The organism is Mangrovimonas spongiae (assembly GCF_003944795.1).
In the GTDB taxonomy this organism is placed as follows: Bacteria; Bacteroidota; Bacteroidia; order Flavobacteriales; family Flavobacteriaceae; genus Mangrovimonas; species Mangrovimonas spongiae.
Map to the genome: position 1 here is coordinate 292149 of NZ_RWBG01000001.1, position 24642 is coordinate 316790.

A 24642-nucleotide genomic window follows, 5' to 3' on the forward strand; every position below is an offset into this window, starting at 1 on the left:
TTGAATGAAAGAATAAGTATATTAGGATGTGGTTGGCTTGGATTAGCCTTAGCAGTTAGTTTAATTAACAAAGGATATAAAGTATATGGTTCAACAACTTCTGTTTCTAAAATAAAAATCCTTGAAGAGAAAAGAATAAAACCATTTCTTATAGACATTAGTAAGCGTAATGTTGATATGATGGATTTTTTATCTTCCGATGTATTAATTATTGCGATTACATCTAAAAGCCTTGAGGATATCAATAATTTAATTAGAAGTATTGAAAAATCTGGAATAAAAAAAATACTATTTATTAGTTCTACTTCTGTTTATCCATTAACAAATGGAATTGTTACTGAAGAAACTAATACAGCTATTACACCACTTTCTAAAATAGAAAACTTATTTGTAACCAACACTTCTTTTAAAGCTACAATAATAAGATTTGGAGGATTATTTGGTTATGATAGAAAGCCTGGAAATTTTATTAAATCTAATAGACCTGTTAAAAATCCAGAAGGGTATATAAACTTTATACATAGAGATGATTGTATTGGAATAATTGAGCAAATTATTATAAAAAATGTTTGGAATGAAGTTTTAAATGCCTGTTCAGATAGTCATCCAAAACGACGGCATTTTTACCTTAAAGAAATTAAAAAAGTTGGAAAATCGACTGTTATTTTCGATGAAAACTCAAAGAATGATTTTAAAATTGTAAGTAGTAACAAAATGAAAACTTTACTTAATTATAATTTTAAATATGCAGATTTTGAGAATTATAAATAAAACTGGTAAAAATATAACTTTAGTTACGTTAAAAGGTTAATTTTTAGTTTCCTCATCGCCAGCATATGTAACCAAAATCTCCACCCGACGATCAAATTTTGGTTCGCCACCTAATGGAAATTTTCTTCGCATACCTACATATTTCATTCGGCGTTTATCAACCCCTCTTTTAGCTAAATAATCGTAAATATATTTGGCTCTAGCAACAGATAAATTACGTTTTCGTGTTTTTCTATCAATAGCATCTCGGCTATATTTTGTACAACAAACATGGCCTTGGATAGTAAAATAAACGCTTTCTCTCTCTATAAGAATTTTGGCAATTTCTTCAAGAGTTTTTTCAGATTCTGGGAGTAAAATACTGTAACCTGTTTTAAATAAAATATTTTCTAGTTTTATTTTATCGCCCGCTTTAAGGTCGCCTTTTAATTTTTCTTCTGTGGTAAGTTTTTCTTTAGGAGCTTCTAGTTTTCTTGGTGGATTGTATGGTTGAACAATGATTTCTACTTTACGGTTTAATCCTCTTATTTTATGAATATCTTCTTCTTTAACAACTTTAAGGAGTATTTTACCCTTACCATCAACATTGGTAATCACATTTTCATCGAATTCGTTGTTGGAGAAAATGGTTTTTATGGCATCGGCACGTTGTTGCGAAAGCACTAAATTATAGTCGTCGCTACCACGATCGTCTGTAAAACCATAAATAGATACTTTTTCTATATCTAAACCTTCAATATCAAACAAAAAACCAAGTAATCTACTGTATTCTGTTTCGTTTACCTCGTATTTATCGGTTTCAAAAAATACGTCGTGAGTGAATTTTTTGTTTTGAGAATAGCTATTTAAACATAGACTTAAACAAAATAATATGTATATTTTTTTAATCATTTAGAATAGAAAAATATAAAAAGTAAGTTAATTTTTTTATTAAAAATGAAATTTTATCTTAAATAATCATGATATGTTGTAATATTTGAAAGAATTTGAGTGGCTTTTTTTATTTCTGGATTATGTGTTTTGTAGTAATCGTACAATCCTTCGCGATACACGTAGCGTTTAACAATTTCGTCGGTTAGTAATGATAAAATTTGGTCTTTATTTTCGTCTATTGCAACATCTTTAGATGATTTTAAATTGTTTAATAATCGATTATAATCGGATTTAATATTATCATCTAATGCTTCTTTTATAGCTTTTTCATGAACTTTGTTTAAAGCTTTTTCGGTTTCGGTAACAAATGTAAAATTGTTAGTTTTTAAATAGCTTTTAAAGGCTTTAAAATCGGAATCGGTAAGTTTAAAGTTATCAATATTGTTTACTGTATTTTTGTAGTAATAGTTAGTAGCGTAATCGAAAATTAAAAAGTCGTTTAGGATTTCTTGAGTAATAGGCGAGTTTTTAGTAATAGGCATTTGCTCGTCTGGTAAAATTCCGCCACCATCAAAAACGGGGCGGCCGTTTTTGGTTTTAAATTCGTTGTATTTGGTTTTATCTATTTTAACAGCATTTCCTTCTTCATCTCTATTCCAATAATCTAAGGCTTGAATACATCTTCCAGATGGTGTGTAATAGCGTGAAATAGTGACTTTAAGTTGGGTACCATAGGTTAGCTTTTTTGGGCGTTGTACTAAACCTTTACCAAAACTTCTAGACCCTACAATAACGGCACGATCTAAATCTTGTAAGGATCCTGAAACAATTTCGCTTGCCGAAGCACTTTTTCCATTAATTAATACTACTAGAGGAATTTCGGTATCTAGAGGTTCTTTTTGGGTGTAGTACGTTCTGTTAAACTTTTTTACTTTAGATTTAGTTGTAACTACTAGTTGTCCTTTTGGTACAAAAAGATTAACCACATTAACGGCTTCGTGTAATAAACCTCCTGGATTGTTACGTAAATCTAAGATAATACGTTTAGCACCTTGTGCTTTTAAATCTTTAACAGCATAGGCTGTTTGCGCGGATATTTTACTATTAAATTTACTTAAAACAATATAACCTATGTTATCATTTATCATTGAAAAATACGGTACGGCATCAATTTCTATTTCGGAGTGTTTAATGGAAGCTTGGTGTTGTTTTCCTTGTCTTACATAAGTAACATTTACAGTAGAATTAGAAGCGCCTTTTAAGAGCTCTCCAGCATCATCTTTATAATTTGCTACAGTTATATTATTTACTTTTATAATTTCGTCTCCAGCTTTTAAACCGGCTTTATCGGCTGGATAATTTTTGTAAGGTTCTATGATAATAAGTTTATCTTTAAGTGTTCTTACTTTAGCACCAATTCCTGTATAATCTCCAGTTTGCCTTATGCGTTCGGCTTCTACATCTTGTTCGTTATAAAATCTTGTATACGGATCTAAATCGTTTAACATACTTTTAATGGCTGTATCCATTAAATCTGCTGGATTGGTTTCATCAACATAGTTCATGTTGAGTTCTTTAAAAAGCGTTGTAAAAATTTCGATTTGTTTAGCAATTTCAAAAAAGTCGTTTTGAAAGGCGCTTCCAGCAAAAAATACAGTTATTGCTAGTATTGGGATAAGTATTTTTTTCTTTAAAAATGTTTTCATAAGGACATAAATTAAGACGTTACTTTAGTTAGAAACTTTTTAAACAAGTGTTGTGTTTTAAGGTTTACTTCATCAAATGTTGTGCCTTGTTTACCAATGTACAAAATCATAAACGCATATTGTGTTTCTATGTTGTTAAAATACGTGGCTTTATTTAAGCGATACGCTTCTCGTAACAATCGTTTTATATGATTTCTATCAACAGCTTTTTTAAAATGTCTTTTAGATACCGATACGCCAACTTTTAATTTATGCGAAGAATTAAAAGACGTTTCTAAATATACTAGTCGTAATGGATAGGCAGAAACACTTTCTCCTTCTGTAAACAGTTTAGAAATAAGTATTTTACTTTTAAGTTTTTCGGTTTTATTAAAGGTTCTATCCATTTAGTCAAAGGTAATAATCAGAAATAAAAAAACCACTCAATAAATGTATTGAATGGTTTTAATATTGTTTTTGTTTAATAATTTACTGTACTTCTTTATTGTTTTCAGGATTAATATCAGCCATTACATGATTTGGATCAATTTCAACAGATTTAATAGCTTTAGATGTATTAAACGTATAGGTTGGATACGCCCAAGCCCAGTCTTTAATTACTGTAGCTGTTGTTGGTTTTTCGCCACGCATCATTTGTAATGGAATATAAAAATCTTCGGTAGATCCATCAGTATAGGTTACGGTAAGATCGATAGGCATTGGCATTAATCCAACACGTTCTAACGTAATGGTATTATCACTAATGTTTTTTACACTATAATCTATGGTATTTGTTGTTTGTGCAAAATCCATTAAATACCAATCTAATTCTAGGCCAGAAACTTTTTCGGCAGAACGAATAACATCTATAGGTCTTGGATGTTTAAAGGCAAAGTCATTAAAATACTTTTTAATGGTTTTATTTAGATTGTCTTCTCCAATAATATACCCTAATTGCGCCATAAAAACAGCACCTTTACTGTAAGCTGAAATACTATAAGCTTGGTTGTATTCATATCTATCGGCATGTGTAGTTAAAGGTTGTTCTTTACCAGATTTTGCTAAATAAATATATCCTCTGTAAGAACCACTATGTGGGTTTTCGGCATTTTCATTCATAATCTCATTCATAGCTAAATTAGAAATATAGCTTGTAAAGCCTTCATCCATCCATTCGTGTTTAGCTTCGTTTGTAGCTAATAAAAACTGAAACCAACTATGTGCTAATTCGTGAGCTGTTACACCAACTAAGCTTCCAAATTTACGTTGTCCTGTAATTAAGGTACTCATGGCATATTCCATACCACCATCGCCACCTTGCATAACGGAGTATTGTTTATAAGGATATTTACCAATATGCTCGCTAAAATATTGCATTAACTCAACCGTTTTTGGTTGTAGTTTTTTCCAGTTATCAAGATATTGCTGGTCTAAATTCTTTTTATAGTAAAAATGAAGTATAGGGCCATTTGGTACTTGCATGGTATCGTGAATATAATCGGGATCTGCAGCCCAAGTAAAATCGTGTACTTTTGGCGCTTTGTAGGTTAGTGTTTTTTTGTTACCTGTTACTTTTGGTTCTCCTTGAAGATAACCTGTTGCACCAACAACGTAATTTTTATCTATGGTTAAATTGACTTTAAAATCTCCCCAAACACCATGAAATTCTCTTCCTATGTAAGGATCGGCATGCCAGCCTTCAAAATCGTATTCGGCCATTTTAGGATACCATTGCGTCATGGATAAAGCAACGCCTTCTTCATTATTTCTACCAGAACGACGAATTTGAACAGGAACTTGGGCATCAAAATCCATAGTAAAAGTTACTGATTCGCCTGGTTGAATAGGTTGTGCTAAGTTTACCTCTAAGACAGTACCAACGGTTTCATGTTTTAAAACAGTACCATTTTGTTTTAATGAGGTTACATTAATGTAGCCTATTTCATCGGGTTGTAATTTACTTATTCTATCTCCTACTCGCGAATCTGGATCGGCAATAGTTCTTGAACGCACATCCATTTCGCTACCTGGTTGAAAGGCATTAAAGTATAAGTGATAAAACACTTTATTTAACACATCGGGAGAATTATTAGTGTACACTAATGTTTGTTTTCCTTGGTATTGATAGTTGTTTACATTCATATCAATATCCATAGTGTAATCCACATGTTGTTGCCAATATGTAGTTGTGTTTTGTTGGGTTGTTGTTTTTTGATTAGTAACAGTTTTTGTATTACCACAAGCAAACAAAACAAGGGTTGATAATATTAAAGAAACTCTTTTCATGATGTTATTTTTAATAAAAAAGGCTACACCATAAGATGTAGCCTTATTATGTTTTTGCAATGATTTATAATTGACTTGCTAAAATAAGTGCATTATAAGCATTGGCTATTTTAGTAGATTTACTTAAATCTGCAATAGGTTTTACATTACTAGCATCGCCACCAACTACTACTTGAGTTTTTAACGCTAAACCAGAATCTAAAATAACTTGTTTTACTTGAGCAGCAGTTAATTTAGGAAAGTAAGAACGAATTAAAGCAGCAACACCTGCAACAGCTGGAGCAGCCATAGAAGTTCCCCCTTTTGTATCGTATTCGTTTTCTGGTGTTGTTGAGTAAACTTTGGCTCCAGGTGCAAAAATATCGACATTTATTTTCCCATAGTTAGAAAATCCAGCAACCATATTAGCCCCATATTTTGGCGCTAAGGCACCAACGGTAATAAAAGTATCGCCAACTTCTGGACCATTATCTACTTGATCGTTAGGGTAAACAGCTTTAACATCTAAATCAATACCTTCGTTACCAGCAGCATTTACAAAAACCACATCGTTTTTAGACGCATAAGCAATAGCATCTCTTACCCAATCACTATGTGGTGAGTAGTATTTACCGAAGCTACCATTAATTACTTTTGCACCATTATCTACTGCATAACGAATAGCAAGAGCAATATCTTTATCATATTCATCGCCATTTGGTACAGCTCTTAAACTCATAATTTCAACGTTGTTAGCTACACCATTTGCACCTAAACCATTGTTGCGTTCTGCAGCAATAATTCCTGCTACATGAGTTCCGTGACTTTCGCCTTTTTCGCTTGGCATAACGTTACCGTTACCATAACCTACATCGTTTAAATCGTTAGGATTATCGCCAGTTTTTCTACCGTTAAATTCTTTGTTAATGTTGTAATTTAATTTATCTGAAAAATACTCAACACCTTCTTTAACAGCAGATAATGCTTTATCTGTAGAGTCGAAACCATTTCCGTACATGTATTTTAACATACCTACGGCTTGGGTTAGGGTTTCGTTACCTTCGGCATTAATACCATTTACATCTTCTGGTGTGTAGTCTTCTTTATTTAAATGTTTTGCTACAGCTTCATCGGCATTTTTTATTTGTTGGTAAATTTGCTCGTACTGTGTTTTTTGCCCAAGTGTTTTTTGATATTCTTCATCGTATTCTGCTTTAGCACGATCGTATTCTGGATTACTTGTATCTCCAGAGGCTAAAATTCTTACATATTCTAATTGTTCGTCGTAAGCATCGCCTAAGAAGTTCCATCCATGAATATCATCGATGTACCCATTATTATCATCGTCTTTTCCATTACCTGGAATTTCATCTTCGTTAGTCCAAACAACACCATCTAAATCTTCGTGTTCTATATCTATTCCGCTATCTATAACAGCAACAATAACTTTTTTACCTTTTTTATCTTTTATGATTTCGCTGTAAGCCTTATCAACACTCATTCCAGGAATGGTATCTTTAATAAGGTCTAGGTGTCCCCAATTTTCTTTTTCGGCTTGTGTTAACTCCGAAACTTTTAAAGGTACAGTATCTACATTTTCTACAGGAGTAGATAAAATTTCTGACGAACCGCCACAGCTAGAAAGTATGGTTGCTGCAACTGCCGAAAATAAAACAGGTTTTAGTAATTTCATGTTATTAATTTATGTTTAGTTAAAAATATCATTACAGGTAAAAGTTTCGTTTAATCGCACGCCTTTTTCTGTGTGTTTTACTGTAATGATTTCATTATGTGCGTCGTGCTCCAAAAATAAGTAATAATTATTATCTGCCGCTAGGTTTAGAAATTTTTCTTTTTCATCTAAAGTAAGCAATGGTCTGGTATCGTAACCCATAACAAAGGGTAGCGGTAAGTGACCAACAGTAGGTAATAAATCGGCCATAAAGCAAATGGTTTTTCCGTTGTAATGTATCATTGGAATCATTTGTTTATCTGTATGTCCGTTAGCGAAAAAAATATCGAATCCTAGTGTAGAATTTTTTAGTAAATCTTGTTTTGGAAGGTTTGTAAATTTAAGTTGCCCAGACTCTTCCATGGGTAAGATGTTTTCTTTTAAAAAAGAGGCTTTTTCACGATTATTTGGGTGTGTTGCCCAGTCCCAATGGTCTTTATTACTCCAAAAATGGGCATTTTTAAAAGCAGGTTCGTAGCCTGTTCTATCTTTGTTCCATTGTATGCTTCCGCCACAATGGTCGAAATGAAGATGTGTCATAAACACATCAGTAATATCGTCTCTATGAAAACCATATTGTTTTAAAGATTTATCGATAGAGTCGTCTCCCCAAAGATAGTAGTACCCAAAAAATTTATCGTTTTGCTTATCTCCCATACCGGTATCGATTAAAGTTAAGCGGTTGCCATCTTCTATTAATAAACAACGCGCTGCAATATCGATCATGTTATTAGAATCGGCTGGGTTTGTACGGTTCCAAAGCGATTTAGGAACTACGCCAAACATAGCGCCACCGTCTAATTTGAAATTTCCAGCTTGAATGGGATATAGTTTCATAAAAATGATTTCTTTTTAAGATGTCGCAAATTAAAAAATACTCATCAAAAATTACCTTTTAGCAGGGATTATTGAGAATTATTTAACAATTTATTGCGATATATTTGAATCGCTTAAAGGTTATGAAACCATAAAAATTTAATTTATTTTTATAAAAAGCTATTCTTATGAAAAAAATCGTGAATTCGCCGTTGAAGATTAAAAAACTAAAACTTTTAAGATTTGGTCGCGATTTTAAACCAGATGAAGAAGTTATTTTAAGAGATTATTTAGCTATTGAAAGAACGCGATTGGCTAACGAGCGCACCTTATTATCTTACATAAGATCGTCTCTTTATTTGCTTTTAGGAGGGATTGCTTTTTTTCAATTAAAAAAATTTCCAGATTTTAAATATTTAGCCATTCTCTCGTTAGTTTTTAGTGCGATATTTTTTGTTATAGGTATATACAGGTTTATGCTTTTAAAGAAAAGTTTAAAGCGACTTTACTATATGTCTGAAGAAAAGGAAGACGATACAAAATAATTTATTACGCTTAGGTTATGAGTACAGAACTTATCATAACGTTATCTATCATAATTTTTGGAGTTATTCTATTTGTTAGAGATTATTTTACAATAGACACAACGTCAATTATTATTATGGCGTTGTTTATAGTTACGGGTATTTTATCTCCAGAGGAAGGTTTTTCGGGCTTTAATCATCCAGCAACTATAACTTTAGGCTGTATTTTTGTTATTAGCGGAGGCATTTTTAATTCGGGAATTTTAGACGGTTTAAGCTATAAAATAATTAAGTTAGCCAAGACGAGTTACGTAGTTGCCTTGGTGGTATTTTGTGGTATTTCTAGTTTATTCTCGGCCTTTATTAACGATACTGCGGTTGTAGCTTTACTGTTGCCTATTGCATTAACTGTTTGTCGAGAAACAGGTATAAAACCAAGTATGTTACTTATGCCTATTTCGTTTGCGGCATTATTTGGTGGCACATGTACACTTATAGGAACCTCAACCAACATTTTAATAAGTAGTTACGCAACCAAATATAATGTTCCAGAATTTGGAATGTTTGAGTTTAGTGTTGCGGCGTTGTGTTTACTTATAATAGGGTTTTTGTATATGCTTTTTATAGCGCCCTTGTTATTACCTAAAACTAAAAACACAAGTGAGGGTTTAACCAAAAAAGCCGAAAAATATATAACCGAAATAGAGGTAGAGCCCAATTGTCAAGAAATCGACATGCTGTTACATCACACACGGTTAGTTAAAAACTTTAAAGTTAACGTACTCTCCATTTTAAGAGCTGGCGAACTTAAACATCAATTTTCTGCAGACACAAAAATAGAGTCAGGAGATATTTTAAAGATTATGGTAATGCCCGAAACGCTTAATCGACTTTTAGATATAAAAGGCTATAAAGTAAGTGGGACAAGACGCATGAAAGAAGCCGAAGAAGAAACCGAAAGCTATAATCTGCATGAAGTTGTTATTCCTTTTGGGTCTAGTCTTTCGGGAAAATCTTTAAAAGAATTAAATTTTAGACAGCAATATAAATGCTCTGTAATTGCAATAAGACAGCGAGGCGAGATTATGTACGATAAACTCTCTACAACAAAACTAACCGAAGGCGATATGTTATTACTTATTGGGCATGCAAAAGAGGTTAATACTTTAGAAAACGATAATCTTATTGTAAAACTATCTGAGTACGAAAAGAAAAGAACAAATTATCGTAAAGCTATACCAGCTGTTTTAATAGGAATTGGGGTTATTCTAGCGGCAACATTTCATCTTACGACTATTTTAATAAGTGCTATGATAGGCGCTTTATTAATGATAGTTACAGGAACTTTAAAACCTGTTGAAGCTTATAAAGCTGTAGAATGGAAAGTTATTTTTATGATGGCAGGTGTACTATCAATGGGAACAGCTTTAGAAAAAACAGGAGGCGCCAAACAAATTGCTTATTTTATACAAGATAATTTAGGTCAGTACGATGCGCACATTACGTTAAGCGCCTTATTTTTAGTAACCGTACTATCAACAAATTTAATTTCTAGCAAAGCCACAGCAGCTCTTATGACACCTATTGTTATTAGTCTTGCTGCTGCAATGGAAATTAGCTCTAGACCCTTTCTTGTGGCTGTTATGTTTGCCTGTTCGTTAACTTTTATGACCCCTATGAGCTACCCTACAAACACAATGGTTTATGCGCCAGGAAATTATAAGTTTAGCGACTTTTTAAAAGTAGGTACACCATTAAATATTATTATATGGTTAGCGGCATCTTTTGTTATTCCGTATTTTTTTCCTTTTTAAAAGGTTTTAAAAAAATCGTTATATTTTTTGAAGAAACTCCATATTTGTAGTAATATTACCACTAAAGGCTAAAAATAACACATGGTAGAATTAGCAGGAATTATCATTTTAGGAATTTTGGCACAATGGGTTGCCTGGCGATTAAAAATACCAGCCATTTTACCCTTAATTTTAATAGGTTTATTGGTAGGACCTGTCGCTTCTGAGTTTATAAACCCTGATGGTAAAAAGTGGATTGAACCTATTTGGAACGGTGAAGAAGGCTTATTTCCTGGAGAGAGTTTATTTTATTTTGTGTCTTTAGCTATTAGTATTATTCTTTTTGAAGGCGGTTTAACCTTAAGAAAAAATGAAATAAAAAATGTAGGCCCTGTTATTACTAAGCTTATTACAGTTGGTACCATAACTACCTTTTTTGCAGCTGCCATAGCTGCTTATTATTTATTTGGTTTAAGTTGGGAAATTTCTTTTTTATTTTCAGCCTTAATTATTGTTACTGGACCAACAGTAATCACGCCAATTTTAAGAAACATTCCGTTAAAAAAAGATGTCTCTGCGGTACTAAAATGGGAAGGTATTTTAATAGATCCCATTGGCGCTTTAGTGGCTGTATTGGTTTTTGAGTTTATTAGTGTTGATGCGGGAGGCGAGTTTACCAAAACAGCACTTATAGAGTTTGGTAAAATTGTACTTTTTGGATTTACCTTTGGATTCACCTTTGCACATGCTTTAAACTTTATCATTAACAAAAAATGGGTGCCACACTATCTATTAAATGTATTTGCTTTAGCATCGGTTTTAGGTGTTTTTGTCTTATCCGATAGTTTTGCACACGAATCTGGATTACTTTCTGTAGTAGTTATGGGAATGGTTTTAGGTAATTCTAAATCACCCTATCTTAAGGAATTATTATATTTTAAAGAATCGTTAAGCGTTCTTTTAATTTCTATTCTATTTATTCTTTTAGCGGCCAATATAAATATGGAAGATTTATACCTAATTTATAATTGGAATACCGCTATATTGTTTGCTATTGTTGTTTTTGTAATTAGACCTTTAGGAGTGTTTTTAAGCACTTTAGGATCTGGATTAAAACTTAACGAAAAGCTATTTATTAGTTGGGTTGGCCCACGAGGTATTGTTGCTGCGGGTATTGCGTCTCTTTTTGGATTAAAATTAGCAAAAGAAGGTGTTCCTGGGGCCGAATATATTACACCCTTAGTATTTGTTATTGTGTTAGGAACGGTATTACTTAACGCTACAACGGCAAGATTATTTGCCAAAGTTTCTGGTGTATTTTTAACAAAATCGGAAGGTATTTTAATAGTTGGTGCTTCTAAAGTATCACGTTTAATAGGGCATTATTTAGAAGAACACAATCGCCATGTTGTGTTAATAGATAGTAACCAAAACAATATTAAAAAAGCCGAAGAATTAGGATTAGAAGCCATAAACTCCAATATTTATTCAGATAACCTTCTAGATAATATAGAACTTAACGATGTAGGGTATTTAATGGCTTTAACACCAAGTACCGATATTAATAAATTTGCTATTACAAAATTTGGTGAACAATTTGGTGAAAACGGTTCGTTTAGATTGGTTACCAGAGAAGAAATGAAAGATGCTAACAAAAACCCTAAAGAAGGTTTATTTAGTCATACAGACGATTTTAACTCCTTAATGGCCGTCACATCAAAGTTTCCTTCAATTCAAGAAATCGACCTTGAAAGCAAAGAGCATTACGATAGCTTAATAGATATTACCGATAAGGATAAAGACATTATTCCTTTATTCATTAAAAATGATAAGAAGGAGTTTATAATCATTTCCTCATTTAATCATGAAAACAAAATTAAAAAAGGCTACCAATTAGTTTATCTAGGAAAACCTTTTGATGTTGAAAAGGTAGAGGCTAATCGTTAAGCTTTAATACCGCCATAAAGGCTTGTTGTGGTATTTCTACATTACCAACAGCACGCATACGCTTTTTACCTTTTTTCTGCTTTTCAAGTAGCTTACGTTTACGCGAAATATCACCACCATAACATTTGGCGGTTACATCTTTACGTAAGGCTTTAATGGTTTCACGAGCAATTATTTTAGCACCAATAGCAGCTTGTACTGGAATATCAAATTGCTGACGCGGAATAAGCTCTTTTAGCTTTTCACACATCTTCTTTCCAATATCATAAGCATTATCGGCGTGAATTAATGCAGATAGCGCATCCACTTGCTGGCTATTTAATAAAATATCAACACGTACTAATTTAGATTCTCGCATACCAATTGGCGCATAATCAAAAGAGGCGTAACCTCTGGAAACAGATTTTAGCCTGTCGTAAAAATCAAAAACTATTTCGGCTAAGGGCATATCAAAAGTAAGCTCAACACGTTCTTGCGTTAAATACGTTTGATTGGTTATTTGACCACGTTTTTCAATACATAAACTCATTACCGGGCCAACAAAATCGGCTTTAGTAATAATACTTGCTTTTATAAAAGGCTCTTCAACACGATTTAAAGTTGAAGGTTCTGGCAAATCGGTTGGATTGTTAACAATAACAATCTCGTCTGGATTTTTGTTAGTATAAGCGTAATAAGACACGTTAGGAACGGTTGTGATAACGGTCATATCAAATTCGCGCTCTAAACGTTCTTGAATAATTTCTAAATGAAGCATTCCTAAGAAACCACAACGAAAACCAAAGCCTAAAGCGGCAGAACTTTCAGGTTGAAAAACTAAAGAGGCATCGTTAAGTTGTAGTTTTTCCATAGAGGTACGAAGTTCTTCGTAATCTTCGGTATCTACAGGGTAAATACCAGCAAAAACCATAGGTTTTACATCTTCAAAACCGCCAATAGCATTTTGGGTTGGGTTTTTGGCATCGGTAATAGTATCACCAACTTTTACTTCTTTGGCTTCTTTAATTCCTGTTATTAAATAGCCTACATCGCCAGCGTTTATCTCTTGTTTAGGCTGTTGTTTTAGTTTTAAGGTTCCTACTTCATCGGCATAATAATCTTTACCGGTAGCAATAAACTTAATGTGTTGCCCTTTTTTAATTTTCCCGTTAATAACACGGAAATAAGTTTCTACACCTCGAAACGGATTGTAAACAGAGTCGAATATTAAAGCTTGTAAAGGCTCGTCTGGGTTTCCTTTTGGTGCAGGAACACGATCTATAATAGCGGTTAAAATTTCTTCAATACCAATACCGGTTTTAGCACTTGCTGGGATAACCTCAGATGGGTCGCAACCTAATAAATCTACAATATCGTCGGTTACTTCTTCTGGGTTGGCACTAGGTAAATCAACTTTGTTTAGCACGGGAATAATTTCCAAATCGTTTTCTAAGGCTAAATAGAGATTTGAAATAGTTTGCGCTTGTATACTTTGCGCTGCATCGACTACTAATAATGCCCCTTCGCAAGCTGCGATACTTCTAGATACTTCGTAGCTAAAATCAACATGACCTGGGGTGTCAATTAAGTTTAATATATAATGTTCGCCATTATGAATATAATCCATTTGAATGGCGTGCGATTTAATAGTAATACCACGTTCACGCTCCAAATCCATGTTATCTAGCAACTGGTTTTGTTTTTCCCTTTCGGTTACAGCACCAGTGTAGTCTAAAAGTCTATCGGCAAGCGTACTTTTTCCGTGATCAATATGTGCAATTATGCAAAAATTCCTAATGTTCTTCATAAAACTCCTTACACTAAAAATAGAAATGCAAATATAGGTGTTTTATTAACGTTAAATAGCAATATTGTTAAGATGTTGATATACTTAAGGGTTTCCGTATTAAAAATTTATAAACAAATAGTATATTAGCAGCATAAAGCTTAATAATTTGATAACTTTTAAAAGAATAACCCAATTCTGCTTTGTTTTGTTTTCTACATTAACGTTCTCGCAAGAGTTTTCTGTTTCTGGTAGTATACAAGAGGTTTCTGGAGAACCTATTTCTTTTTCTAATGTTATTCTGTTAACAGAAACAGATTCCACAATAGTTAGCGGTACATCGACAGATGATTATGGAAGATTTAAATTACGCTCTGTAAACAAGGGGACCTACTTGCTTAAAGTTACATTTATAGGTTTTGAAGACCATTTTAGCCAAATTAATGTGGCTTCCGATGTAACTCTAGAACCCATTATTTTAAAGGAAAGCACAGAGAGTTTAGACGAAATAAGCATTACTTACCAAAGACCCACTGTTAAAAAAGAACCTAATAAAATTGTTTTTAATATAGAAAATACTGCTTTATCTCAAGGCAACATGATGCAAGTGTTAAAAAGTACACCTGGTATTATGGTTATTGGTAACAGTATAAGTGTAAAAAATGAAAGTCCAACGATTTTTATAAATGGAAGAAAAGTACATTTATCTTCTACCGAGTTAGCACAACTTTTAGAAAGCTCCGATGCTAATAATGTACAGTCGGTTGAGGTGGTTACAAATCCATCGGCTAAATACGATGCTTCAAGCGGTGCGGTTATAAATATTATGATGAGTAAAAACCTTGTTACTGGTTATAGAGGTAATATGTTTACGAATTATACACAAGGTGTCTTTCCTAGGTATAATGTAGGAACAGGCCATTTTTTTAAATCAAACAAGATTAATCTTTACGCAAGCTATAGTTACACACAGGATAAGTTAAATAGAGATAATGAAGATAGAATAAATTACTATAATGGGAATACTATTAATGAGGTTTGGGAGTCCAGATTAAACAGAAATACGTGGTCTAAAACACATAATGTAAGCTTTAACTTTGATTATCAGTTTAACGATAAAAATACACTAAGCTTAGCGTCAACCATGCTTTGGTTGCCCGATTTTGAATACAAATTAAATAACCATACCAATATTTTTGATGATTCTAATAACCTACAATCATACTTTAAAGCATTTAATGTAAACGATGATGAAAAGTATAACTTAGGGTTTGATTTAGATTATGTTCATAAATTTAATGACAATGGCGAAAAACTATCGTTTAGTTCGCATTTTACAACCTACGATTACCAACGCCATCAAAACGTAAATAGTGATTACTACACTAATAGTGGTGTTTTTTTAACCGCTACCAATTATTTAACCGATAATAATCAAGACACTAAAATAGTTACAGCAAGTTTAGATTATACCTTACCAGTAAACGATTCCTTTATACTAGAAACAGGCATAAAAACATCTAGTGTTTTAACTAATAGCGATATTACTCAATATAATGTTGTAAACGATCAACCTATTTTAGACACCAATAATACCAATGCTTTCGAATATGATGAATTAGTGTTGGCTGCTTATGCCAATATTTCTAAAGACTGGGAAAAGTGGAGTATAATAGCGGGATTACGTGCCGAGCAAACAGATGTAGAAGGTATTTCGGTTAGCAATAACCAAAAAACAACACAAGACTACTTAAAGTGGTTTCCTAACATTAGTTTAAGCTTTAATCCAAACGAAAACCTATCGCTTTACACAAACTATAAAAAGAGTATTAATAGGCCAGATTATAAAGATTTAAACCCGTTTCAATTTTATTTAAACGATAATACTATAGTTTCTGGAAACCCTAATCTACAGCCTGTAATAGTAGATCATACTGTTATTGGAGCATCACTGTCAAGTGCTTATTTTATTGAAGCATATTATAAGAAAATGAGCCATAATATTTATGAAATTCCGCTTCAAGATAATGCAAATACTACCGTAACTTGGACACCCATTAATTTTGATGAAACGATTGAGTATGGTTTCGATTTTTTAACCAACTTTTATGTAAATGATAGATGGTTTGTTTATGCGGTAACATCGTTTTACAACATAGAAGATATAAATACCCTACAAAATCAAAAAGTTAAGCAAAGTCAGTGGTCTAATTATAGCGTACTTCAAAATTATTATACCTTTTTAAAAGACAGATCGTTAACACTTAATGTTACTTTGTACTACGGAAGTAAAAACCTACAAGGGTTTAGGCTCGTAAAGGATAGGCTTTCTTCAAATGTAGCTATCTCAAAATCGTTATGGAATAATAAAGCCGTAATCTCTTTAATGGCCGAAGATTTATTTAACACACAAGACTACGATTATACGACAAGATTTCTTAATCAGAATAGTAGAAGTAAAGCCGATTTTGATAACAGATATATAAAAATAGGTTTCCGTTACAAATTTGGAAATACCTTGTTAGATACCAATAAACGTTCTAAAAACTTAAAAGAAAGAGAGCGATTAAATGAATAGTTAATCTATCCATTCAGCAATAAACAAGTTGGTATCTCTGGTGCCGTCATTATTTCGGTTTGATGAAAAAATCAATTTTTTACCATCATTAGAAAATACTGGAAACGCATCAAAAGTTTTACTATGCGTAATGCGTTCTAAATTCTTTCCATCAAGATCTATCATATATAAATTAAAAGGAAAACCGCGTTCCGACTCGAAGTTAGACGAGAAAATAACTTTCTCTCCCGAAGGATGAAAAAACGGACTCCAGTTAGCATTCCCCAAGTTGGTAAGTTGGCGCAAGTCGCTCCCGTCGGCATTACAAATGTAAAGTTCCATTTGGGTTGGTTGCACTAAACCTTCGGCTAATAAGTCTTTATATTCTTTTATGTCGGCTTCGGTTTTTGGTCTAGACGAACGGAAAATCAATTTTGTGCCATCAGGCGAAAAGAATGCGCCGCCATCGTAGCCTAATTCATTGGTAATCTGTTTTATGTCGGTACCGTCAATATTCATAGTATATAACTCTAAATCGCCACTACGTGTTGAGGTAAACACAATTTTATCGCCTTTTGGAGATACCGTTGGCTCGGCATCGTAACCAGGTTCGTTAGTAAGTTGTTTTACAATGTTACCATCTAAATCGGCTACAAAAATGTCGTACGAATCATAAATAGGCCAAATGTATTTCCCATTTTTACGTAAGGGTGTTTCGGGGCAAACACTATCACCTAAATGTGTAGAGGCATAAATAATGTGTTTGTTATCGGGTAAGAAATACGAACATGTTGTGCGTCCTTTTCCTGTGCTAACCATAGGCGGAATTTCGGTTTCCCAAGTTTCACCAACATTCATCAAAAACATTTGATCGCAGCTTACGTTCCACTTTTCATTATTAGATTGAAACACCAATTGTTTATCATCAAAACTCCAATAAGCTTCAGCATTATCACCACCAAACGTTAATTGCTTTAAAGACTTAAAGTGTTTTTCACCAGGATATATTAAAGTGTCTACCCATTTGGTAGCACCAGAATCGGCATCGGTGACTTTAGTCTTCTCGTTTTTACAAGATGTTGTTATTACAAAAAGTAGCGATAAAAGGTAAAATGTTGACTTCATACTATAATGCTTGTAACTTATGGCAATTATTGCCTAATTTTGCGTAAAAATAAGTTTATTATTATGAAACAAGTATCGCTATTGGTTCTTTTTATAACGCTATGGGGTTGTAAACAAGACTATACTTACCAAAATAAAATTAAGGATGACGTAGCTTTTTTAGCAGACGATAAACTTGAGGGACGCGAAACAGGAACCAAAGGCGAACAAGAAGCTGCAGCTTATATTGTAAAACGATTTAAGGAAATAGGGCTGTCGCCTAAAGGCACGGAGGATTTTTATCAAACCTTTTCATTCAAGCCCAAAACCAATCCTCACGAAGATGTAACCTTTGTCACTATGGCAGAGGATAGTACCGTTACAGGAACCAATGTGTTAGGATATATTGATAACCAAGCCGAAAGCACCATAATTATTGGCGCACACTACGACCATTTGGGGTATGGTAGCGAAGGCTCGTTATATCGTGGAAAAACTAAAGAAATACATAACGGCGCCGATGATAATGCTAGTGGTGTGGCGGTTATGTTAGATTTAGCTGGAAGATTAAAAAATAAAAACACGGCTAATAATTATTTGTTTATGGCCTTTTCTGGTGAAGAAATGGGGCTTTTGGGTTCCAATTACTTTACCAAAAATGCAACATTGGATTTAGGAACAGCCAATTATATGATAAATATGGATATGGTTGGTCGTTTAAAACAAGACGGTACATTGGCAGTTTATGGCGTAGGAACCTCACCACGTTTTAAGCAAACACTTACATCAAGTAATAATAATTTTAAATTAATTGAAAATGAGTCTGGTGTTGGTCCATCAGATCATACGTCTTTCTACCTTCAAGATATTCCAGTTTTGCATTTCTTTACAGGACAACACGAAGATTATCACAAACCAGGAGACGATGCCGAGAAGCTGAATTATGAAGGCATGAATTTAATTTCAGACTATATCCTGGAAGTCATCACAGAACTTGACGATAATGGCAAATTGGCCTTTAGAAAAACAAAAAATGAAAGTGAAGAAACACCACGTTTTAAAGTAGGAATGGGTGTTATTCCAGACTATTTATTTGATGGAGAAGGTATGCGAATAGATGGTATTAGCGAAGATAAACCAGCACAAAAAGCTGGGTTGCAAAAAGGTGATGTTGTAGTTAAACTTGGCGATAGTTTGGTGACCGACATGATGAGTTACATGAAAGCTTTATCATCTTTCAGTAAAGGAGATACGACAACGGTTGTTGTTAAACGACATGGAGAAAATGTTAATAAACAGATTCAGTTTTAAATGGTAAAAATTGCAGACATAGAATTACCTGATTTTCCATTGCTTTTAGCACCTATGGAAGATGTTAGCGACCCACCGTTTCGAGCCCTATGCAAAGAACAAGGTGCCGATGTGGTATACACCGAATTTATCTCCAGCGAAGGTTTGATTAGAGATGCCGCCAAGAGTACGATGAAGTTGGATATTTATGAAAAAGAACGTCCAGTAGGCATTCAAATTTTTGGAGCCAATTTGGATAGCATGTTGGAAGCCGTTGATATTGTTGAGAAATCGAATCCAGATATTATCGATATCAATTTTGGTTGCCCAGTAAAAAAGGTGGTTAGCAAAGGTGCTGGTGCGGGCATTTTAAAAGACGTTTGTCTTATGGAATCGCTTACGGCCGAAATTGTAAAACGTACCAAACTACCTGTTACCGTAAAAACTAGATTAGGTTGGGATCACGATTCTATTAAAATTGTTGAGGTTGCCGAGCGTTTACAAGACGTTGGTTGTAAGGCTATTTCCATTCACGGACGGACTCGTGCGCAAATGTATAAAGGCAATGCCGATTGGAAACCTATTGCCGAGGTTAAAAATAACCCTAGAATGCACATTCCTGTATTTGGAAACGGCGACGTAAATACACCAGAACGTGCTGTAGAAATGCGTGATAAATATGGATTGGATGGCGCTATGATTGGACGAGCTACTATTGGTAATCCGTGGTTTTTTAAACAAGTAAAACATTACTTTAAAACAGGCGAGCATTTACCACCAATTACGCTAGAAGAACGTGTAGAAGCGGCTAAACGCCATTTACAAATGGCCATAGACTGGAAAGGTGAAAAATTAGGCGTTTTTGAAACACGGCGCCATTACACAAACTATTTTAAAGGGATTCCACACTTTAAAGAATACCGAATGAAAATGGTAACCAGCGATGACTCAAAAGATGTATTTGCTGCATTTGATGAGGTGCTTGAAAATTTTAAAGATTATCAGTTTGTATCTTAATTAATGTCAATTAAAGATTTTGAAATCCGACTTGATGCAATTTTTGAGGCTAGTATGCCAAGAACAGAAATTGTGACAAACACCAAAATAAGATTTTCCCATTTTATTGTCATTGGATAGGGAAGAGAAGGTGTTATCATAACCAGAGAAAATGCTTTTTGTAAGCTGACAATAATGTAGCCTATAGTTAACCCTAAAACACCGCCTAAAACCGACATTAAACTGCCTTGGTAAAAAAATATTTGTCGTATGTGTTTTAGTGTTGCTCCTGTACTGTATAGCGTTTTAAGGTTACTCTTTTTATCTAAAATCATCATAATGATTGAGCCAATAACATTAAAAAGCGCGATAATTAAAACTAGAGTAAAAATGAGGTAAACAGCCAAATTTTCGGTGTTTAGCATTTTGTATAAAGCGTCGTTTAATTGAGCTTTATTTTTTAGTGTAACCTTATCGCCTAAAACCGAAAGAATTTCGGTTCTTGCTTCTTCTTCTGTAGCGTCTGGATTAAGTTTAAACTCAATATAAGAATAACTATTCTCAGGAACTTCTAAAAGAGCTTTAGCCATGTTAATAGGCGTGTAAATATATTTATCGTTTAAGGCCTCGTTAACATCAAAAATACCAACATTTACCGCATGAAAAGAGTTGTAAGCATCCTTTAGCGACTTAATTTGTCCTTTTCCAGGTTTAGGCACGTAAAGGTTTAGTTTTTTTCCATAATCTAAAACCCCAATAGAAAGTGAGTTGGAAATACCTAAACCCGTTACCACTTGATTAGATTTTGAAGTAAGCCAATTACCATAAAAAATAACAGAATCTATGGTAGTTACGGTTTGATAGTTTTCATCAACACCTTTTATGTAAGCATTAGGGTAGTTTTTATGCTCGTAAGCAACAAATACCCGTTCCTCAATAACTTTTGAATAAGCAGTGGTTGTTTTTAGCTTATCAAGTTTATTCGCTTCTTCGTTAGTCAGTTTAAAATACTTTCCAGTTGCCGATTGCGCTTTAAGATCAGGATCTATAATAGATGTAAATTCTAAAGTAAAATCTTTTAATCCAGCAAATCCAGAAAGCACAATAAATAACGCCGCCGATCCCATAACAATACCTATAGTAGCAATAATGGTAATGTAGTTTATGGCATTATTGGAACTTTTAGTAAATAAGTAACGCTTGGCGATGTAAAGGGAAAAATTCAATTACGATTTTTTTCGTTTATCTAAAAGGTCGGGATTATCAATAGGATTGTCTTTACCTTTTAAAGAGCGTTCAATATTATCTATATATTCTAACGTATCATCTATATAAAATTCAAGTTCGGGCATTCTACGTAATTGGTTTTTGGTACGTTGTGCAAGTTCGTGTCTTATTAAATGTTTGTTAGATTGAATACCTTTTAGTAATTCCTTAGCCTTATCATTTGGAAAAATACTTAAATACACTTTTGCATTCGATAAATCTACGGTAACTCTTACTTTGGTAACCGATATAATAATGCCTTTTAAACCGCCTTGAGTAGCTGCTTTTTGAAGGACTTCAACTAAATCTTGCTGTAAAACCGAAGCTATTTTTTTTTGTCTTTGCGTTTCTTCCATATTCTAATCCTGCTAAACATTAAACTTTTAAGGTACAAAAATAACGCATATTTGATTATTATGTTATTTTTAAAGCGAACATTTCAAAAAAGAACTAAATGAATAAAATAGAACATATCGGTATAGCGGTAAAAGATATTGAGGCTTCCAATACATTATTTAAACAGCTTTTTAACGAGCCGCATTATAAAATGGAAGAAGTTGCTAGTGAAGGTGTGTTAACCTCTTTCTTTAAATCTGGTCCAAATAAAATTGAACTTTTACAAGCTACAACAGCCGATAGTCCTATTGCTAAGTTTATAGAAAAACGCGGCGAAGGCATTCATCATATTGCTTTTGATGTTGAAGATATTGAAGCAGAAATTGTACGTTTAAAAAGTGAAGGGTTTAAGGTTTTAAACGAGACACCAAAAAAAGGCGCCGATAATAAGTTAGTGGCATTTTTACATCCAAAGTCTACTAACGGTGTGTTAATTGAGCTATGCCAAGAGATAAAGGCATAAAAAATCTTGTAGAGTTTTAAAATATGTAGTAATATTGCACACTCTTTTAAGGGAGCATATTAGCAATAAGCTAATAGGGCCTATAACTCAGTTGGTTAGAGTATCTGACTCATAATCAGAAAGTCCCTGGTTCGAGCCCAGGTGGGCCCACAAAACAACGCCTTACTTGATATCAAGTAAGGCGTTGCTGTTTCTACATTATTCTTTTTATAGCACCTATTTTTTTAGAACTTATTAGATAACAATAAATTAAAATTTTGAAATCCTTTTTTTAAGATAAAAAATTTATATTTGACACGCATTTAAAACGACACAAACACACTTAATCGATTTTTTTTGCATTTCAAAGACGTTTTTAACCTATTTTTATTTTGTTAAATAGGTTTTTTTAATACATTTACAGCAAATGAAGCTACAAAACAAGAAAATAATTGCCTCAATCTTATTTTTAGTAATAAGTTTTGTATGTGTTGCACAAGAAGATATGCCTGCTCCTGCAACTGGAGGAGGAAACCAGCCAATACCACCACCACCACCAGGAACACCTATAGATTCCGGAGTTTATATTGTAGCTGGATTAGCTTTAGCTTATGGGGCTTATAAAAAAAGAAAGGCTTTACTCAAATAAGTTTTTTACTTATTTATAGTATGTAGTTTTTGAACATACTTTCCAATAACATCAAATTCTAGATTAACTTTAGTGCCCACGTTTAATTTGTTAAACGTTGTGTGTTCGTATGTAAAGGGGATAATAGCAACACTAAAGGTATTTACTCCAGAATTAACCACGGTTAAACTTACTCCATTAATAGTTATAGAGCCTTTTTCAATAGTTATGTTATTTAAGGTTTTGTCATACTCAAACGTAAACTCCCAACTTCCAGAATTTTTTGAAATAGCTGTACAAATAGCAGTTTGGTCTACATGACCCTGAACAATATGCCCATCAAGACGATCGCCTAATTCCATAGCACGTTCAAGGTTTACATAATTACCAACTTTTAAATCACCAAGATTTGTTTTATCTAAAGTTTCTTTAATAGCAGTAACTGTATAGTTCTCATCTTGAATATTTACTACTGTAAGACAAATACCATTATGGGCCACACTTTGGTCTATTTTTAGGTCTTGAGTAAAGTCGCAACTAATAGTTATATCTAAATTATCGCCTTTTCTTACAATATTTTTTACTAAACCAAGAGACTCAATAATTCCTGTAAACATAAATCCTAATTTATTTGTCTAAATTTGTAATTACAAAAATACGAACAAAAACACATCAATTTTAATGAAGGGTAAAGAAAAAATCAAAGTTGGTATTACCATAGGTGATTTGAATGGTATAGGAGGAGAGATTATACTAAAAACGTTTGAAGATAACAGAATGCTGGATTTTTGTACACCAGTTATTTTTGCCTCTGTAAAAACAATAAGCTATTTAAAAAAACACTTTAAATTCAATTTAAACTTTAATGGTATTAATACCATCGATAAAATAGTACATGGAAAAATAAATGTGTTTAATGCTTGGAATGAAAAGTATAATATAGAATTTGGTAAAGAGAACTTAAAATCGGGTGAGTTATCTATAAAATCATTAAAAGAAGCGGTAAAATATTTAAAATCAGGCGATATTGATGCCTTGGTAACAGCACCAATAAACAAGCATAACATACAATCTGAAGAATTTAAATTCCCTGGGCATACAGATTATTTAGCCCAAGAGTTAGAAGGGAATAGCTTAATGTTTATGGTAACTGACACATTGAAAGTAGGGTTGCTAACAGATCATGTTCCCGTTAATGATGTCACCAAACATATTTCAGAAAAGTTAATAAAAAATAAGTTAGATATTATAAACCTATCTTTAAAACAAGACTTTAAAGTACGTAAACCCAAAATAGCCGTTTTAGGGATTAATCCACATACAGGCGATAATGGTGTAATAGGAAAAGAAGATGACGAAATTTTAAGACCAGCATTGTCTAAAATAAGAGAAAAAGGCATGCTTGTTTTTGGACCTTATGCAGCCGATAGCTTTTTTGGTTCTAACAACTATAAAAATTTCGACGCCATAATTGCTTCTTATCACGACCAAGGACTTATCCCTTTTAAAACATTATCCTTTGGAAACGGTGTTAATTTTACAGCAGGTTTAAGTAAAGTAAGAACCTCTCCAGACCATGGTACTGCCTACGAAATAGCAGGGAAAGGCGAAGCCGATGAAAACTCATTTAAACAAGCTGTATTTACTGCCATAAAAATTTTTAAAAATCGAAAAGAGTATAAAAACCTCACTAAAAACCCTTTAAAGCCAAAGCAAAAAAAGATATAAACAAAAAAATGTTTATAAGTCGTTGAGCCTAAACAATATTTTCTTATATTTGCGGGCTCAAATA

General features: G+C 33.2%; 21 protein-coding genes and 1 tRNA gene. 11 read left to right on the forward strand and 11 right to left on the reverse strand.

Features of this window, described 5'->3' with window-relative positions:
* Entirely contained in the window at positions 1–771 is a 771-nt protein-coding gene (locus tag EJA19_RS01390; protein ID WP_206075151.1) for an NAD(P)-binding domain-containing protein, read from the forward strand.
* Between the two features lie 36 nt (positions 772–807).
* Here EJA19_RS01390 and EJA19_RS01395 read toward each other — a convergent pair whose 3' ends face one another.
* The 6 genes from EJA19_RS01395 to EJA19_RS01420 all read right to left on the reverse strand — a co-directional run bounded on the left by EJA19_RS01395 (position 808) and on the right by EJA19_RS01420 (position 8163).
* Positions 808–1662, reverse strand: a complete 855-nt coding sequence (locus EJA19_RS01395; RefSeq protein WP_125466552.1) for an OmpA family protein — start codon at positions 1660–1662, stop codon at positions 808–810.
* A gap of 53 nt (positions 1663–1715) precedes the next feature.
* Entirely contained in the window at positions 1716–3350 is a 1635-nt protein-coding gene (locus EJA19_RS01400) for a S41 family peptidase (RefSeq protein ID WP_125466553.1), read from the reverse strand.
* Positions 3351–3361: 11 nt separating this feature from the next.
* Positions 3362–3736: a ribonuclease P protein component gene (rnpA, locus tag EJA19_RS01405; RefSeq protein ID WP_125466554.1), complete on the reverse strand. Its 375-nt coding sequence runs from the start codon at positions 3734–3736 to the stop codon at positions 3362–3364.
* Positions 3737–3818: 82 nt separating this feature from the next.
* A complete protein-coding gene (locus tag EJA19_RS01410; RefSeq protein WP_125466555.1) occupies positions 3819–5615 on the reverse strand; it encodes a M1 family metallopeptidase in 1797 nt (598 codons plus the stop codon).
* Between the two features lie 64 nt (positions 5616–5679).
* Positions 5680–7287, reverse strand: a complete 1608-nt coding sequence (locus EJA19_RS01415) for a S8 family peptidase (protein WP_125466556.1) — start codon at positions 7285–7287, stop codon at positions 5680–5682.
* 15 nt (positions 7288–7302) lie between these two features.
* A complete protein-coding gene (locus EJA19_RS01420) occupies positions 7303–8163 on the reverse strand; it encodes an MBL fold metallo-hydrolase (RefSeq protein WP_125466557.1) in 861 nt (286 codons plus the stop codon).
* 167 nt (positions 8164–8330) lie between these two features.
* Here EJA19_RS01420 and EJA19_RS01425 point away from each other — a divergent pair, with 167 nt between their 5' ends.
* The 3 genes from EJA19_RS01425 to EJA19_RS01435 all read left to right on the forward strand — a co-directional run bounded on the left by EJA19_RS01425 (position 8331) and on the right by EJA19_RS01435 (position 12406).
* Positions 8331–8687, forward strand: a complete 357-nt coding sequence (locus EJA19_RS01425; protein ID WP_125466558.1) for a DUF202 domain-containing protein — start codon at positions 8331–8333, stop codon at positions 8685–8687.
* Positions 8688–8704: 17 nt separating this feature from the next.
* Positions 8705–10480: an SLC13 family permease gene (locus tag EJA19_RS01430; protein WP_125466559.1), complete on the forward strand. Its 1776-nt coding sequence runs from the start codon at positions 8705–8707 to the stop codon at positions 10478–10480.
* 81 nt (positions 10481–10561) lie between these two features.
* Positions 10562–12406: a cation:proton antiporter gene (locus tag EJA19_RS01435; RefSeq protein ID WP_125466560.1), complete on the forward strand. Its 1845-nt coding sequence runs from the start codon at positions 10562–10564 to the stop codon at positions 12404–12406.
* Here the strand turns inward: EJA19_RS01435 and lepA are convergent.
* Entirely contained in the window at positions 12396–14192 is a 1797-nt protein-coding gene (lepA, locus tag EJA19_RS01440) for a translation elongation factor 4 (RefSeq protein WP_125466561.1), read from the reverse strand. The two genes, EJA19_RS01435 and lepA, sit on opposite strands and share 11 nt — an antisense overlap.
* 187 nt (positions 14193–14379) lie before the next feature.
* Here lepA and EJA19_RS01445 point away from each other — a divergent pair, with 187 nt between their 5' ends.
* On the forward strand, positions 14380–16749 hold the full coding sequence (locus EJA19_RS01445) for an outer membrane beta-barrel family protein (protein WP_240640188.1): 2370 nt from the start codon (positions 14380–14382) through the stop codon (positions 16747–16749).
* On the opposite strand, the gene EJA19_RS01450 is transcribed toward EJA19_RS01445, so the two are convergent.
* Positions 16750–17853, reverse strand: a complete 1104-nt coding sequence (locus EJA19_RS01450) for a TolB family protein (RefSeq protein ID WP_125466562.1) — start codon at positions 17851–17853, stop codon at positions 16750–16752.
* A 63-nt stretch (positions 17854–17916) separates the two neighbouring features.
* On the opposite strand from EJA19_RS01450, the gene EJA19_RS01455 reads away from it, so the two are divergent.
* Together EJA19_RS01455 and dusB are read left to right on the forward strand one after the other, a co-directional pair.
* Positions 17917–19143 (forward strand): M28 family peptidase, encoded by a 1227-nt coding sequence (locus tag EJA19_RS01455; protein WP_125466563.1) that lies wholly within the window; start codon positions 17917–17919, stop codon positions 19141–19143.
* Positions 19144–20139 (forward strand): tRNA dihydrouridine synthase DusB, encoded by a 996-nt coding sequence (gene dusB / locus EJA19_RS01460; RefSeq protein WP_125466564.1) that lies wholly within the window; start codon positions 19144–19146, stop codon positions 20137–20139.
* Here dusB and EJA19_RS01465 read toward each other — a convergent pair.
* Both EJA19_RS01465 and rbfA read right to left on the reverse strand, forming a co-directional pair.
* The gene (locus EJA19_RS01465; RefSeq protein WP_125466565.1) at positions 20136–21344 is read right to left on the reverse strand and encodes an ABC transporter permease; all 1209 of its coding nucleotides are present in this window, start codon (positions 21342–21344) and stop codon (positions 20136–20138) included. The genes dusB and EJA19_RS01465 overlap by 4 nt on opposite strands.
* Positions 21345–21740, reverse strand: a complete 396-nt coding sequence (gene rbfA / locus EJA19_RS01470) for a 30S ribosome-binding factor RbfA (protein ID WP_125466566.1) — start codon at positions 21738–21740, stop codon at positions 21345–21347.
* A gap of 98 nt (positions 21741–21838) precedes the next feature.
* Between rbfA and mce the strand changes: the two genes are divergently transcribed.
* The 3 genes from mce to EJA19_RS01485 all read left to right on the forward strand — a co-directional run bounded on the left by mce (position 21839) and on the right by EJA19_RS01485 (position 22871).
* Positions 21839–22243 carry a methylmalonyl-CoA epimerase gene (gene mce, locus EJA19_RS01475; protein WP_125466567.1) on the forward strand — a complete coding sequence of 135 codons (405 nt, stop codon included), beginning with the start codon at positions 21839–21841 and terminating at the stop codon, positions 22241–22243.
* 76 nt (positions 22244–22319) lie between these two features.
* Positions 22320–22393: transfer RNA gene (locus tag EJA19_RS01480), tRNA-Ile, on the forward strand.
* Positions 22394–22649: 256 nt separating this feature from the next.
* Positions 22650–22871 carry a hypothetical protein gene (locus tag EJA19_RS01485; protein WP_125466568.1) on the forward strand — a complete coding sequence of 74 codons (222 nt, stop codon included), beginning with the start codon at positions 22650–22652 and terminating at the stop codon, positions 22869–22871.
* A gap of 5 nt (positions 22872–22876) precedes the next feature.
* On the opposite strand, the gene EJA19_RS01490 is transcribed toward EJA19_RS01485, so the two are convergent.
* Positions 22877–23467, reverse strand: coding sequence for a riboflavin synthase (locus tag EJA19_RS01490; protein WP_125466569.1), 591 nt, complete (start codon positions 23465–23467; stop codon positions 22877–22879).
* Positions 23468–23531: 64 nt separating this feature from the next.
* On the opposite strand from EJA19_RS01490, the gene pdxA reads away from it, so the two are divergent.
* Positions 23532–24578 carry a 4-hydroxythreonine-4-phosphate dehydrogenase PdxA gene (gene pdxA, locus EJA19_RS01495; RefSeq protein ID WP_125466570.1) on the forward strand — a complete coding sequence of 349 codons (1047 nt, stop codon included), beginning with the start codon at positions 23532–23534 and terminating at the stop codon, positions 24576–24578.
* Positions 24579–24642: the final 64 nt, after the last annotated feature.

Bases quoted from the DNA above. Each gene is read 5' to 3' on its own strand.
- EJA19_RS01485 (WP_125466568.1), top strand. From the start codon at position 22,650: ATGAAGCTACAAAACAAGAAAATAATTGCCTCAATCTTATTTTTAGTA.
- EJA19_RS01400 (WP_125466553.1), bottom strand. From the start codon at position 3,350: ATGAAAACATTTTTAAAGAAAAAAATACTTATCCCAATACTAGCAATA.
- dusB (WP_125466564.1), top strand. From the start codon at position 19,144: ATGGTAAAAATTGCAGACATAGAATTACCTGATTTTCCATTGCTTTTA.
- EJA19_RS01410 (WP_125466555.1), bottom strand. From the start codon at position 5,615: ATGAAAAGAGTTTCTTTAATATTATCAACCCTTGTTTTGTTTGCTTGT.
- EJA19_RS01435 (WP_125466560.1), top strand. From the start codon at position 10,562: ATGGTAGAATTAGCAGGAATTATCATTTTAGGAATTTTGGCACAATGG.
- pdxA (WP_125466570.1), top strand. From the start codon at position 23,532: ATGAAGGGTAAAGAAAAAATCAAAGTTGGTATTACCATAGGTGATTTG.
- EJA19_RS01425 (WP_125466558.1), top strand. From the start codon at position 8,331: ATGAAAAAAATCGTGAATTCGCCGTTGAAGATTAAAAAACTAAAACTT.
- rnpA (WP_125466554.1), bottom strand. From the start codon at position 3,736: ATGGATAGAACCTTTAATAAAACCGAAAAACTTAAAAGTAAAATACTT.
- EJA19_RS01450 (WP_125466562.1), bottom strand. From the start codon at position 17,853: ATGAAGTCAACATTTTACCTTTTATCGCTACTTTTTGTAATAACAACA.
- lepA (WP_125466561.1), bottom strand. From the start codon at position 14,192: ATGAAGAACATTAGGAATTTTTGCATAATTGCACATATTGATCACGGA.
- mce (WP_125466567.1), top strand. From the start codon at position 21,839: ATGAATAAAATAGAACATATCGGTATAGCGGTAAAAGATATTGAGGCT.
- EJA19_RS01455 (WP_125466563.1), top strand. From the start codon at position 17,917: ATGAAACAAGTATCGCTATTGGTTCTTTTTATAACGCTATGGGGTTGT.
- EJA19_RS01415 (WP_125466556.1), bottom strand. From the start codon at position 7,287: ATGAAATTACTAAAACCTGTTTTATTTTCGGCAGTTGCAGCAACCATA.
- EJA19_RS01430 (WP_125466559.1), top strand. From the start codon at position 8,705: ATGAGTACAGAACTTATCATAACGTTATCTATCATAATTTTTGGAGTT.
- EJA19_RS01490 (WP_125466569.1), bottom strand. From the start codon at position 23,467: ATGTTTACAGGAATTATTGAGTCTCTTGGTTTAGTAAAAAATATTGTA.
- EJA19_RS01420 (WP_125466557.1), bottom strand. From the start codon at position 8,163: ATGAAACTATATCCCATTCAAGCTGGAAATTTCAAATTAGACGGTGGC.
- rbfA (WP_125466566.1), bottom strand. From the start codon at position 21,740: ATGGAAGAAACGCAAAGACAAAAAAAAATAGCTTCGGTTTTACAGCAA.
- EJA19_RS01395 (WP_125466552.1), bottom strand. From the start codon at position 1,662: ATGATTAAAAAAATATACATATTATTTTGTTTAAGTCTATGTTTAAAT.